This is a genomic window from Lysinibacillus sp. GbtcB16 (genome assembly GCF_019091145.1).
GTDB lineage: Bacteria > Bacillota > Bacilli > Bacillales_A > Planococcaceae > Lysinibacillus > Lysinibacillus fusiformis.
On sequence record NZ_JAGXJV010000002.1, the window covers coordinates 106,053 to 120,620 of the forward strand.

Annotated in this window: 10 protein-coding genes and 1 other annotated feature; of the genes, 6 read left to right on the forward strand and 4 right to left on the reverse strand. The window is 39.5% G+C overall.

The window, feature by feature from the left end:
• The first annotated feature begins 153 nt into the window (after positions 1–153).
• The 5 genes from acsA (at position 154) to KVT27_RS12450 (ending at position 6,372) form a co-directional block, all read left to right on the forward strand.
• Entirely contained in the window at positions 154–1,875 is a 1,722-nt protein-coding gene (gene acsA, locus KVT27_RS12430) for an acetate--CoA ligase (RefSeq protein WP_217581517.1), read from the forward strand.
• Positions 1,876–2,109: 234 nt separating this feature from the next.
• Complete coding sequence (argC, locus tag KVT27_RS12435; RefSeq protein WP_217581417.1) at positions 2,110–3,144, forward strand: N-acetyl-gamma-glutamyl-phosphate reductase; 1,035 nt, start codon at positions 2,110–2,112, stop codon at positions 3,142–3,144.
• A gap of 43 nt (positions 3,145–3,187) precedes the next feature.
• Positions 3,188–4,420, forward strand: coding sequence for a bifunctional glutamate N-acetyltransferase/amino-acid acetyltransferase ArgJ (gene argJ, locus KVT27_RS12440; protein WP_217581418.1), 1,233 nt, complete (start codon positions 3,188–3,190; stop codon positions 4,418–4,420).
• On the forward strand, positions 4,383–5,168 hold the full coding sequence (gene argB, locus KVT27_RS12445; protein WP_036119614.1) for an acetylglutamate kinase: 786 nt from the start codon (positions 4,383–4,385) through the stop codon (positions 5,166–5,168). Before argJ ends, argB begins: the two co-directional genes overlap by 38 nt.
• Positions 5,169–5,241: 73 nt before the next feature.
• Positions 5,242–6,372, forward strand: coding sequence for an acetylornithine transaminase (locus KVT27_RS12450; RefSeq protein ID WP_036119610.1), 1,131 nt, complete (start codon positions 5,242–5,244; stop codon positions 6,370–6,372).
• A 52-nt stretch (positions 6,373–6,424) separates the two neighbouring features.
• Here KVT27_RS12450 and KVT27_RS12455 read toward each other — a convergent pair whose 3' ends face one another.
• The gene (locus tag KVT27_RS12455; RefSeq protein WP_036119607.1) at positions 6,425–7,306 is read right to left on the reverse strand and encodes an NAD-dependent epimerase/dehydratase family protein; all 882 of its coding nucleotides are present in this window, start codon (positions 7,304–7,306) and stop codon (positions 6,425–6,427) included.
• 111 nt (positions 7,307–7,417) lie between these two features.
• Positions 7,418–10,492 (reverse strand): transglycosylase domain-containing protein, encoded by a 3,075-nt coding sequence (locus KVT27_RS12460; RefSeq protein ID WP_036119604.1) that lies wholly within the window; start codon positions 10,490–10,492, stop codon positions 7,418–7,420.
• A gap of 102 nt (positions 10,493–10,594) precedes the next feature.
• Positions 10,595–10,803, forward strand: a binding site (T-box leader).
• An 85-nt stretch (positions 10,804–10,888) separates the two neighbouring features.
• On the opposite strand from KVT27_RS12460, the gene tyrS reads away from it, so the two are divergent.
• Positions 10,889–12,157, forward strand: coding sequence for a tyrosine--tRNA ligase (gene tyrS, locus KVT27_RS12465; RefSeq protein ID WP_036149444.1), 1,269 nt, complete (start codon positions 10,889–10,891; stop codon positions 12,155–12,157).
• A gap of 44 nt (positions 12,158–12,201) precedes the next feature.
• Here the strand turns inward: tyrS and KVT27_RS12470 are convergent, their stop codons facing one another.
• Positions 12,202–13,008 (reverse strand): cobalamin-binding protein, encoded by an 807-nt coding sequence (locus KVT27_RS12470; RefSeq protein WP_036149441.1) that lies wholly within the window; start codon positions 13,006–13,008, stop codon positions 12,202–12,204.
• A 144-nt stretch (positions 13,009–13,152) separates the two neighbouring features.
• Positions 13,153–14,358, reverse strand: coding sequence for an iron-containing alcohol dehydrogenase (locus KVT27_RS12475; protein WP_036119594.1), 1,206 nt, complete (start codon positions 14,356–14,358; stop codon positions 13,153–13,155).
• Positions 14,359–14,568 lie beyond the last annotated feature (210 nt).

A 14,568-nucleotide genomic window follows, 5' to 3' on the forward strand; every position in this document is an offset into this window, starting at 1 on the left:
TTCTATCATTTGCAATGTGAAAAACTGTTATATAACAAAAGCTCACCTATCTTTTACTTAGAACGTAAATTTATTATTTCAGCAGAGGGGATTACTGAAAATAGTAAATGAACAGTTTCAAGTGAAAGCAAAGAAAGGGGTAGTTTCATGGGGATGAAATTGAAAGAGAAGTTAACGGCTTTTGCTGGTCAGCACCATTTAATGAATTATGAAGAAGTGGCAAAGTCTCATAATTGGGCTGATACGGAAAAAGCATTTAGCTGGTACAAAACAGGTTTAGTGAATATGGCGTATGAGGCAATTGATCGCCATACAGAAACACATCGTAAAAATAAAGTTGCCCTTTATTTTAATGATGGTAAACGTAAAGAGGCGTATTCATTTAATGAAATGAAAAGGTTAACAAACAAGGCTGCCAACGTTCTTAAAACATCTACTAATCTACAAAAAGGTGATCGTTTATTTATTTTTATGCCACGATCTCCTGAACTTTATTTTTCATTATTAGGTGCGCTGAAGATGGGGGTTATTGTTGGACCATTATTTGAAGCATTTATGGAAGGCGCTGTGTATGATCGGCTAGCAGATAGTGAGGCGAAAGTATTAGTTACTACACCGGCATTACTTGAACGCGTACCTATCGCTAAATTACCGCAACTCGAGCATATCTTTTTAATAGGGGAAAATATTGAAGAAACATCCCAAATTCTAGACTTTAATCAACGATTGAAAGAAGCTTCAGCTCAGTTTGATATGGAATGGGTAGATCGAGAAGATGGGATGATTCTTCACTATACCTCTGGATCAACTGGTGCTCCAAAAGGAGTGCTGCATGTTCATAATGCAATGATTCAACAATACCAATCTACGCAATGGGTACTTGATTTACGTGAGGATGATATTTATTGGTGTACTGCTGATCCAGGATGGGTGACAGGGACAGCCTATGGTATTTTTGGTCCTTGGTTAAATGGGGTGACAATGGTGATTGTTGGAGGAAGATTTTCACCGCAAGCATGGTATCAAGCCATTGAAGATTATAGTGTTACGGTATGGTATAGTGCACCGACTGCATTCCGGATGCTGATGGGGGCAGGAAGTGGCTTGCTTGAAAGCTATGACCTATCATCTTTACGTCATGTGCTATCTGTCGGTGAACCATTGAACCCCGAAGTGATTCGTTGGGGAGTAGAAGAATTAGGTCACCGAATCCATGATACATGGTGGATGACAGAAACAGGAGCGCATATGATTTGTAATTACCCTTCTATGGATATTAAGCCAGGATCAATGGGAAAACCACTTCCAGGTATTCATGCGACGATTGTAGATGATGCTGGTAACGAAGTACCGCCGTTTACAATGGGGAATTTAGCTATTCAACGGGGTTGGCCAGCTATGATGCGTCAAATTTGGGGCAATCCAGAACGCTATGAATCTTATTTCTTAAAAGGGAAATGGTATGTATCTGGAGATTCTGCCTATATGGATGATGACGGATACTTCTGGTTCCAAGGTCGAGTGGATGATGTCATTATGACGGCTGGAGAGCGTGTGGGACCTTTCGAAGTGGAAAGCAAGCTATTGGAGCATCCAGATATTGTTGAAGCAGGAGTCATTGGAAAACCAGATCCAGTACGAGGGGAAATCATAAAGGCCTTTGTATCCTTACGAGAGGGTGTTGAACCTTCAGATCAATTAATTGGGGATATAAGAGATTTTGTTAAAAAAGGCTTATCGGCTCATGCTGCACCACGTGAAATTGAATTTAAGGAAAAACTACCAAAAACACGCAGTGGTAAGATTATGCGTCGTGTGCTGAAGGCGTGGGAGTTAAATTTACCTACGGGTGACTTATCGACGATGGAAGACTGATAAAGTAAAAGACATCAATTGATATTTATACAGTATATGCATAAAAAGAAGGCAAGGGTTCATTCAATCGTTGAAAGGATTCTTGCCTTCTTTTTTCTGCATTTACAATACTGAAGACGTGTTTTGAAGAGACGTCATGTTGTACTGAAAAAATACATAAATAAATAAAAATTCAGTTGACTTAATATTTATGCAGACGTATACTGTTTTTAACTTATTTTAGAGGTGAGTGCATTGAAAGTAGGAATTGTTGGAGCAACAGGTTATGGTGGGCTAGAGCTTATTCGGTTTTTACATAATCATCCGGCTGTAGAGCAGCTAGCATTATTTACTTCTTCCGAGGAGGGAGTGCTTTTTTCTTCCAAATTTGGTCATCTTATGACGATTGTTGATAGGCCTTTACAAAAAATAGAGGAAGATACTTTAGCGGAATTTGATGTAGTTTTTACAAGTACACCATCTGGTGTAACGAGTAAGTTACTACCATCATTGGTGAACACAGGCCCGAAATTAATAGATTTATCTGGTGATTTCCGGTTGAAAAATCTTGCAAGCTATGAAGCGTGGTATGGCAAAAAAGCAGCGCCATTTAATACGGTTCAGCAAAGTGTTTATGGTTTAACGGAATGGAATTCAGAGCATATACGGCAAGCTACTCTTATTGCTAACCCAGGTTGTTACCCAACAGCGGTGTTGTTATCATTACTACCGCTAGTGAAAGAACGCTTAATTGATCCGAGTTTTTTAGTGATTGATGCGAAAAGTGGCATCTCAGGAGCTGGCAATAAGCCGTCACAAACAACTCATTTTAGCGAGACGAATGAAAACTTTTCGATCTATAAAGTAAATACACATCAACATATACCAGAAATAGAACAAGCTTTATCTATGTTTGCTCATGTAGAAACAAATATAACTTTCAATACTCACTTAGTACCTATGACACGAGGGATTTTAGCAACATCCTATGCGCCTGTAACGACAGGTGTTACAGAGGCTCAGTTGGTTGCTTGCCTGCAGGAGACTTATGATAAGCATCCCTTTGTTCGAATTGTTACAGATGCTACTAGCTTAGGGACTAATCGTGTTAAGGGATCCAACTATTGCGATATTTTGGTGAAAGTAGATGCTCGTACAAATCGTGCCACGATAGTTAGTGTGATTGACAATCTAGTCAAAGGGGCTGCAGGCCAAGCTATTCAAAATATGAATGTACAATTTGACTTACCGCAAACGACAGGTCTGGATGTCGTACCGTTCTTTATTTAACACTTCCCATGTTTAGTTTGATGAAAAAAAGGAGGAATTATGGATGACTGTTACTACTTCTATAAATGTAATGAAAAAGTTATCAAGTAAAAATATCGTTTCACCAAAAGGGTTTAAGGCAGCTGGGTTACATTGTGGTTTAAAACATAAGAAGAAAGATTTAGCGATTTTAGTAAGCGAGGTACCAGCTAGTGTTGCTGGTGTTTTTACAACAAATGCTGTGCAGGCAGCCCCATTAAAAGTAACAAAGGAAGTTGTTTACACAACAAGAAAAATGCAGGCAATAATCGTGAATTCGGGTAATGCGAATGCTTGTACAGGGAAGCAGGGCGTGAAGGATGCCCAAATCATGCAGGCGCAAGCGGCTGAAAAATTAGGGATTGCTCCTGAATTGGTTGGAGTTTGTTCAACGGGTGTCATTGGCGAAATGATGAAGTTGGAGCCAGTAATAAACGGTGTTCAACAGCTAGAACCGAAGGACAATTTAGAAAGTGCCATTGACTTTGCACAGGCGATTTTAACGACAGATACAGTTATGAAAAACACAAGCTATAGTACAACGGTAGATGGTAAGGAAGTCATTATCGCTGGTGTTGCGAAGGGTTCAGGCATGATTGAACCAAATATGGCAACAATGTTGGGCTTTATTACGACAGATGCCCAAATAGAATCTGATGTATTACAAAGTGCATTATCCGATATTACCAACCTCACATTTAATGCCATTACAGTAGATGGGGATACATCTACAAACGACACTGTTGTTGTATTGGCGAACGGTATCGCCGGAAATCAGACGTTAACACCTGAGCATCCAGATTGGTTAAATTTCTATTACACATTGAAAACAGTAGCAGAAGATTTAGCAAAAATGATTGCTAAGGATGGGGAAGGGGCAACCAAGCTTATTGAAGTAGAAGTTGTTGGCGCAATTTCAGATGAAGAGGCACGTAAGATTGCGAAGACCGTCGTAGGTTCACCACTTGTAAAGACTGCTGTTTTTGGCTGTGATGCGAACTGGGGACGAATTATTGCAGCAATAGGGTATAGTGGTGCCACTGTAGATCCAGATAAAATTACGATTCAAATCGGTGGCGCTACAATGGTAGAAAACGGCGAACCAATCCCTTTCTCGGAGGATGAATTAATACAAATTTTAAAAATGCATGAAGTGAAAATATATGTGTCCCTTGGTATGGGTGAAGGTAAGGGGCATGCTTGGGGATGTGACTTAACCTATGACTACGTCCAAATCAACGCATCATACCGCTCGTAAACGAATGGTAATCAAGCTCGGAGGTAGTACACTAGAGGGCTTAAATAAAGACTTTTTTATTAATTTTAAAAAGCTACAAGATAGCGGTGTGGAGCTTATTATTACTCATGGCGGTGGCCCAGCTATTAATCGTGAATTAGCTGCTCGAGGCATAGAATCGCATACATTAAATGGTATACGTGTGACAAATGAGGCAGCTATGAATGTTGTCCAATCAACTTTGATTGGGCAGGTTAACCCTGCTTTAGTTCATGAATTAACTAGTGCTGGCATTGAGGCCATTGGGCTAAACGGTTTTGATGGTCAATTAATGGTGGCGGATTATTTGGATAAAGACGTGTATGGTTTTGTTGGAGCAGTAAAAGCCATCAATACAGCCTTACTTGAAGCTTTATTGACAGTGGGAATTATACCCGTTATTGCTTGTGTTGGAGCAAGTGAAGCAGGTCTGGCCTTAAACATTAATGGTGATACAGTCGCAAGTGAAATGGCATTAGCCTTAGGGGCAGATAGCTTATTACTTGTTACAGATGTAAGCGGTATTCGAATTTACGATGAATATCAAACAATGGCAACACCCTCTCTCATTCATCAATGGATAGAACAAGGGCATCTTTATGGGGGAATGATTCCAAAAGTACAAGGTGCTATCGATTGTTTACGTGCAGGTATACCTTCCGTGCAAATTGTTGGAGAGACATTGATGGGCACTACGATTGTCACTTCCGACAAACTTCATGCTACCTAGTGTTCTAATAAGATCGTATTAAAAGTATAGATGTTGAAAGAAGACCATTTCAAATAAAAGCGGAGATGATAATATGAGTGCTTTATTCGGGAACTACGGTAAACGTCGTGCACAAATTGTCAAAGGGCAGGGCACCATTGTAGAGGATTCTACAGGAAAACAATATTTAGATTTTACTAGTGGTATTGCAGTAGCGAGTCTGGGGCATGCCCATCCTGCCATCGTGCAGGCACTGCAAGAGCAAAGTGAAAAGCTGTGGCATATATCGAATCTTTTTGATATCCCTGGCCAGGAAACGGTGGCTCAAAAATTAATCGCTCATACGCATTTGGCACATGCTTTTTTCTGTAATAGTGGAGCGGAGGCAAATGAAGCGGCCATTAAGTTAGCGCGTAAACATACAGGGAAAAATCACATTATTACTTTCGAAAAATCATTCCATGGTCGCACATTCGGAGCAATGTCTGCAACAGGTCAAGGCAAAATACATAACGGCTTTGGACCACTCGTTGAAAAATTTACGATATTGCCATTCAATAATGCTGCCGCACTAGAAGCTACTATTGATGACTCTGTAGCAGCCATTATGCTGGAGATGATTCAAGGAGAAGGTGGTGTTAACTGTGTATCGTTAGAATTCGCTGCCGCGATTGCGAAAGCATGTGATGACAAGGGAATATTACTTATTATTGATGAAGTACAAACAGGAATAGGAAGAACAGGAACACGCTATGCCTTTGAGCAAACTGTGTTAAAGCCCCATATTGTGACATTAGCGAAAGGCCTAGGTGGTGGCTTCCCAGTAGGGGCAATGCTAGGAACTGCCGAGCTTTATGCAACCTTTAGTCCAGGTGCACACGGCACTACATTTGGTGGCAACCCTCTTGCGATGAATGTAGCTCAAGCTGTCTTAAGCCATGTTTTTGAGCCGGCATTTTTACAGCAAGTACAAGATCAGTCAGCGTATTTTGCAGCACAATTAAAAGCGCATTTACCTTCTAACTATACCGTTCAGGGTCAGGGCTTAATGCTTGGAATTGGCTGTGGCGAAACAGAAGTAGCGGATTATATCGCAGCGGCAGAGGAGAAGGGTCTCTTGTTAGTGGGGGCAGGTCCGAATGTTATTCGTTTATTGCCACCTTTAACGGTAACGAAGGAAGAGATAGATGAAGCCGTCGCTATTTTAAAGACTATATTATATTAATATACAGACAAAGAATCTGCTGCGTATTTTGCAGACTCTTTGTCTTTCTTTTTTATTGAAGTTGTTTTACTAAAGTTTTAACTAAATTTGGCAACCAATCACGAAGTTGAGTAAATGTAAATCCTGCTTTCTCTGCTTTCGCATTCGTCATATACCAATCAGCTGGTACACCATATGGTGATTGTGATTCTTCATCGCCACCAACAAGAGAAATTTTTGCGCGCTTTCCACTCTCTTCTTCAATCAATGCAAGAAGTTCCTTCAATGAAATGGCACCAGAAGCCGTAGCATTGTACGGTCCTTCTATAGGCGTAACGCCTACAAAATATAAAAATTCAGCAGCTTCTTCATCTGTAATATAGCTCATCTGTGCATCGATATTTGGTAATGAGATTGGCTGATCATGTAAAATACGTTCAACATGAAAATGCAAGCGACGTGTGTAATCATGTTCGCCCATAACAATTGGGAAACGTACGGCAACAACAGGGAATGAAGCTTCTTTAAACAACACTGCCTCAGCCTGTCGTTTTCCTTCTCCATAGGAAAATTCTTCTCGATCCCCCATAAGAATTTGATAATGGTAAGGATCGAAATCTTCTTCCTTTTTCATCTTGCCATCTACTTCGTAGGTTGAAAGAGTAGACGTAAAGACAAGTTTTTTCGTTTTCCCTTTTAAAAGCTCACAAATAGTATGTGCCTCGTTAGGAGAGTAGCAAATATTATCATAAACAATATCCCATGTTGTATGGGCGAGAGCATTTTCTAGTGCGTCATGGTTATCCCGATCAACTATTAATTGTTTGACAGCTGTCCCAAAAGGATTGCCGCTTTGACCGCGTGTTAAAATCGTTACATCATGTCCATTCTCAATGCAAAGTTCCACTAATTTTTTTCCAAAAAAACGTGTGCCACCTAAAACTAATATGTTCATATTTTCCCTCTCCTTCAAAATAGTAGTCTTCTTAATAATGACAAAAAAATAGACTTACTACAAATCAAAAGTGAATTGTAGTAAGTCTGTTTGATACTGAAACGAAATTGTTTATCGGCTTGACGTTTCTGGGGGAGTAGTATTGCTGTTGTCTCCTCCGTTTGAGCCATCTTCCGGTTGGCCTGATTCGTTACCACCAGATCCATTGCCATTGTTGGAGCCGTTGCCGTTACCACCGTTACCGTTGCCGTTGTTAGAGCCGTTACCATTGCCGCCAGACCCATTGCCGTTGTTGGAGCCGTTGCCATTGCCACCAGATCCATTGCCGTTTCCTGATCCATTTCCATTGTTTGAACCGTTCCCATTATTACCAGACCCATTGCCATTTGTAGGCGGTGTTGTCGGTGGAATTGTCTCTTGACCATTATCCTCTGGGTCAGGTTCATCATCACTACCACCAGTAGAGGCTACATTAGAATGTGGTGATGCTAAGCCTGTAATATCTACAGCCACTACAACATAGGCTTGTCCACTAGCAACCGTAATACTTTGTGTAGATTCAAGAACGGACGTTACTAATGTGTTGCCTCCATTTGTAACATTATAAATTCGATAACCAACTACATCGTTTGATGACTCCGTCCAAGATAAAGTTGAGCCATTTACGGATGCCGTTACCGCTGCAGGTGCACTTCCATCTGCAGGGAAATCAACTGCTGAAACAGATGAATTTGATAAAGTTGAATTCTTTGGTAATAAACTTGCTGGATTACCGCCAAGACGGCCTAACATGCGTTTAATGAACGCTTGATTAATACCTGCGCCACCTGATTTAACAAATTCTGCTGGTGTACTTGGTAATGCGTTATAAGTTTTTCCTTTAATCGTTACAACACTTGAAGCAGCTAAACTATCATCTGGTTGTGTAGGTAAAAATACTTTCGCATTAAATAAGTCTGAACGGACTAAACCTGCGTCTGCACAGGCTGCAGAAGGTGCCATCCCAGAAATACCACAGAACGAAGCGGTCACCACATTTTTAGGTGCCTTAAAGCTTGTTGGTGGATCAATAAACTCAGGAGCCACATCGTAAACGGAATTCATTAAAGTACCCCATAGTTTATTGACACGAACGCTTGGCTGTTGGTACGTATTATTAAATGCGTACAATGTACGAGGTTGGTCATAACCCATCCAAACACCTAGAGATACATTTGGATTATAACCAACTAACCAAACATCTTTATACTCTTGAGAAGTCCCTGTTTTTGCAGCAAAATCTGAAGAGAATTTTAATGTGTTACGTGCAAGAGTTCCTGTTCCTTTTGTTAACACGTCACGTAGCATATCCGTCACAATATAGGACGTTTCTGGACTAAATACTTGAACGGGCTCTACTTCATGTTTGTAAATAATATTTCCTTCTTGATCTTCAATTCGATCAATCATATAAGCATCAACGAATTGACCACCATTTGCAAAAGTAGCAAAGGCATTCGTATTCTCTTCTACAGTAGTCCCCTCACTTAAAGCACCGATACCAGTTGCTAGGTTAGTGAAATCATCGGGGTGTAATTTTGTGAATCCCATTTTTACTAATAAATCAGCAGGACGTTTGTTAATAATATCATTGTATAAACGTAACGCTGATATGTTTTGAGAATCTGCTAAAGCCTCGCGTGCTGGAATAAGTCCTCGTTCATCACTAGTAATATAGTTACTTGGGCTCCATGAACCGATTGAGAATTTTACGTCAACGAGTGGGCTACCTGCACCAATTACCCCGTACTCAATAGCAGGAGCGTAAACAAGTAATGGTTTCATCGTAGAACCATTTGAACGATAAGCTTGTGTTGCGTGGTTAACTTGAGTTGTATTAAAATCTCGACCACCTACAAAACTTAAAATTCGACCCGTCGTATTTTCCATTAAAATACTACCCACTTGTACGGGCATTTCGATATCAATTTCTTCACCAGTTACAGGATCCTTCCCTTTACCAGTATACGTATGGCCATAATATTGGAAGTCCTTAGCAGCTTTTTGCATGGCATCATACATATCTTTGTTAATGGTTGAATAAATACGATAACCTTTTGAGCGAACATCACGATCTGCTAAGATTTTATATTTATCTTTTAATTTCTTTTCTGTTTTTAATCGCTCTGGGTCAATACCGTCATCTTCTGCGAGTTTTTCTGCAATAATATCTTTTGCGCGACTCTCAAGCTCATATGTAAGCCATGGATAACGATCCTCCGCTCGCATTTCTGGACCACGGAAGTCAGCAGCAATATCATAATTAAGTGTTTCTTTATATTGTGCATCGTCAATATAACCAGCTTCTTTCATACGATAAAGAACTGTTTTCATACGATCAATACCTGGTTTTAAAGCTTCCTCACTTTTCAGTTCACCCGTATTTGTAAACGGTGTGTAAGCAAATGGCGCCTGAGGAATACCAGCTATGTAAGCTGCTTGCGCTAGTGATAAATCTTTAGCTTTCACACCAAAGATCCCTTCCGCGGCTGTTTCTACACCTGCAATATTGCGCCCTGAAGAGTTACGACCGTATGGAATAATATTTAAATAAGCCTCTAATATTTCTTCCTTTGTCATAAAATGCTCTAAACGCATAGCAAGTAAAATTTCTTTTGCTTTACGTTCATAGGAAACTTCATTGGTTAATACTTGGTTTTTTATAAGTTGTTGCGTTAGGGTAGAGCCACCTGTCTGTGTAGCAGAATTCGTAACATCTTGTAATAAGCCTCGTATAACCGCTTTTGGTACAATTCCGTTATGTTCACGGAAATATTCATCTTCTGTTGCTAGTACAGCATTAAGAACATCTGGTGCAACATTTTTAAGTGAAGTTTCACGGCGATCTAAATCTGTCCGTAATTTTCCAATATAAATATCGTTGGCAAAATAAATCTCACTTGTTTCTTCATAGCTAAAAATTTGATCTCGCAATTCTTCTTTTGAGCGTAAGGGCTCTTCTTTTACAAGAGAAGCGAAATAACCAGCTCCTACTGAACCGACAAATACAGTGCCAACCAATGCAAAGACTAAAAATAGTAAAAATAAGTTCCAGGTAACGCTACCTGAAATACGTAATTTCTTCATCCATTTTTGTTCAATTAATGTATCGATCTTTGCATTGATTTTTTCAATCCAATCTTTCAATGTATCGACCTCCTAAAATCTTGTTTATTATAGCACATATTGTTTTAGCTCGAACATAGTTATTGACTTTGAAATAGATTCGTTTAGAATAATGGTTATAGTTTTCTAGTGATGAAGAGTTTGGAGTAGTTTCTATATTCCCTGTTTAGAGAGCCAGTGGTTGGTGAAAACTGGTCATAATGTAGAGATGAATTACGTGCTTGGAGCTTAGACGTGCGCGCCTGCGATAAAGGCGATTGAATGAAGTGGAAGGTGGATGACATCTTCAAGCCGGGTGGTACCGCGTTAATTTACAATTTAACGTCCCTGCATGCAATTGTTTGCGTGTAGGGATTTTTTTTATCTCATGAATTTGTCCATGCACGTAGCGAATTTCAATCAATAGGAGGAATCATCATGACAAACGAATTATTACAAGATTTAGAATGGCGTGGGCTGCTATATCAACAAACAGATGCTGATGGTATGGCAAAATTATTAGAAGAACAATCTGTCTCTTTATACTGTGGTGTAGATCCAACAGCAGATTCTATGCATATTGGACATATTGTTCCGCTTTTAACTTTACGTCGTTTCCAAAAAGCTGGTCACCGTCCAATTTTACTTGTGGGTGGGGCTACAGGTATGATAGGAGATCCTTCAGGCCGTTCAGAAGAGCGTCAATTGCAAACTGTGGAGCAAATCGATAAAAATGTTCAAGGTATCCGCGGTCAACTAGAACGTATTTTTGACTTTGCTAAAGATGGTAATGGTGCTCAGCTTGTGAACAATCGTGACTGGATCGGCAATATAAATACGATTGAATTTTTACGTGATTATGGGAAATTAATTAATGTTAACTACATGTTGGCAAAAGATACAATTGCTTCTCGACTTGATACGGGGATATCTTTCACAGAGTTTGCTTATACATTAATTCAAGGGATTGATTACAATCATTTATACAACCACTACAATTGTCGTATTCAAGTAGGCGGTTCTGACCAATGGGGTAATATTACAACAGGTTTAGAGGTTATTCGTAAAACTCATGAAGAAGAAACTAAAGCCTTTGGAATTACGATTCCATTAGTAACGAAAGCTGATGGTACGAAATTTGGTAAAACAGCTGGTGGTGCTGTTTGGTTAGATGGTAAGAAAACATCTCCATATGAGTTCTACCAATTCTGGATCAATGCTGCTGATGCAGATGTGATCAAATACTTGAAAATATTCACATTCCTTACTCGTGAAGAGATTGAAGCATTAGCTGTTTCTGTAGAGGAAGAGCCACATTTACGTAAGGCTCAAAAAGCACTTGCTGAGGAAATGACACGATTAATTCATGGTCAAGAGGCGTTAGAGCAAGCTATCCGTATTACGGCAGCGTTATTTTCAGGCGATTTAAAAGCACTTTCTGCTGAAGAAATGAAGGATGCCTTTAAAGATGTTCCTTCTATTGAAATGGCTAAGGAAGATAAAAATATTGTAGACCTTCTAGTGGAAGCTGGCATCTCATCATCGAAACGTCAGGCGCGTGAGGACGTTTCAAATGGTGCAATTAGTGTCAATGGAGAAAAAGTGACGGATTTAGAATATGTATTCGATGCAAAGGATCGTCTAGAGGATGCATTTAGCGTTGTTCGCCGCGGTAAGAAAAAATATCATATGGTGAAGTTTGTGTAATGATTGAAACAACATCCCCCGACTAAAAAGGGGATGTTGTTTTTTTATGATAAAAAACTTGGCAATTTTATATGTTCATATTGTTGAGGGTGCAATATTTTAGCTAGCTTTAAAGCCCCTTCAATAAGGCGGGGAGAAGGGCGACAATAAAGCCATTCCTCCATTACATGGAGCTGTTCCATTTTCACGGCATGTAGCTCACTAGCATGGGGGCGCTTTAATAAGTTGGCTGGCTGTATACGCTCAAAAGCTACGCCTACCCAAGCCATCATGATGTAGTCAGGCTTTCGTTTAACAACATCTGCCCAATCTGTTTGAACACTGGCTAGTTCGACATCCTGAAATAAATTGACTCCACCTGCAATAGCACTAATTTCTGTTAACCAATTTATTTTTCCTGGTGTAAAAATAGGGTTCGGCCACCATTCCCAATAAAGGGTAGGTTTCTTCATGAGGGATTTTGCAACCGTACGCATTTTGTCAATCGATTGCAAATATTCTTCCGCAATTTTTTTAGCACGTTCTTCTACATGACAAGCTCTCCCGAGTGAAAGGAGATCTTGAGCAATTTCCTCTAACGAGTTAGCATTAAAAACAATATGTGGGATATTTCTTCTTTGCAATTCCTCGATGTTTTTCTCCATTCCAGGCACACTTAATGAAGCAAGAACAAGATCGGGCTGTAATTCCTCTAAATCGTTCATATTAATAGATAAATCTGGGCCGAGCTGTGGCAAATCTTTAACGCTGGATGGCCAATCGGAGAAATCATCTACTCCAACAAGCTGGTCTGTCAGTCCTAAATAGGCTACAAGCTCCGTATTGCTTGGGCATATCGAGATTAAACGCATATTGTTATCTCCTATCCTTTTTTAAGAAAAGTATAGCGAGAGTTTGCATTCTAAACAATGTGTCTACGTTTTTTTTATTTTAGTGCATAGAAAAAAGGTGGAGAAAACGCTTTGTTTATCTCCACCTTTTGTTTTTAACATTAATTATGAAAGAGCAACAGCTTCAAGCGATGTCTCTTTTTTTACGATAGGGCCCATTGCATTTGTAATAATTTGTTTAATATCCTCTAGTGTTGCCTTACGAGGATTTGTCTCAGCACATACATCTAGCATCGCATTTTTTGCTAAAATTTCAATATCCTCATCTTTTGCACCTAGTTCACGGAAGCCGCTAGGAATATTCAAATCTTTTGATAGCTTTTCAATCGCTGAAATAGCTTTTTCAGCAGCATCTCGTTTACTTAAACCTTCCACATTTTCACCTAATAATTCAGCAATGCGAGCAAAGCGCTCCGTACGTGCTGTTACATTGTAGCGGCAAACATGTGGCAATAAAATCGCATTACATACGCCATGAGGTAGGTTATAGTAGCCACCTAACTGATGAGCAATTGCATGGACATAGCCAAGTGAAGCATTATTAAAGGCCATACCAGCTAAAAATTGGGCATATACCATTTGTTCACGTGCCTCTAAATCAGCTCCATTTGCATAAGCACGTGGTAGGAATTCGGGAACTAGTTGAAGTACCTTTTCAGCACAAGCATCCGTAATTGGTGTAGCATTAGTCGAAACAAATGATTCAATAGCATGTGTCAATGCATCAACACCAGTAGCTGCTGTTAGAGCAGGAGGTAAACCAATCATCAGTTCTGGATCGTTAATCGAAACTAACGGAGTCACATGTTTATCAACAATGGCCATTTTCACTTTACGTGCTGTATCTGTAATAATGGTGAAACGAGTCATTTCACTAGCAGTACCAGCCGTTGTGTTAATAGCAATTAATGGCACAAGTGGATTTTGTGATTTATCAACGCCTTCATAATCGTGAATGCGTCCACCATTCGAAGCAATAAGTCCGATACCTTTTGCTGCATCATGAGCGCTCCCTCCTCCAAGAGAAACGATTGAATCACAGCCTTCAGCATGGTAAGCTGCAATGCCATCTTCAATATTTTGATCTGTTGGATTTGGTTCTGCTTTAGGGAAAATTGCTACATCAATTCCAGCAGCTGTAATGATGTTTGCAATTTGTTCAGAGAGACCTAATTTGTGTAAGCCCTCATCTGTTACGATTAATGTCTTTTTCACTTCTAAATCATTTAAGTGTTTACCAACTTCTTGAATTGCTCCAGGTCCAAATAAGTTTGTTTTCGGCATAACAAATTGCTTTAGAACGTCTGACATACTTCCAACCCCTTTTTAAAAATTATTATTGCTTGAATGATGGTGAACCACCTTTCGGAATTCATCGTATTCTATTTTTTGTTAAAGTTCAACTCGTATTTTTATTAAAATTGTTCATTTTATCCTTGTTATTATTTTACAAAAAAGTTAGCTTATCAAAAGGTTCTTTAAAAATAAGAATTGTATAAGAATATTGATTATAATATGGTT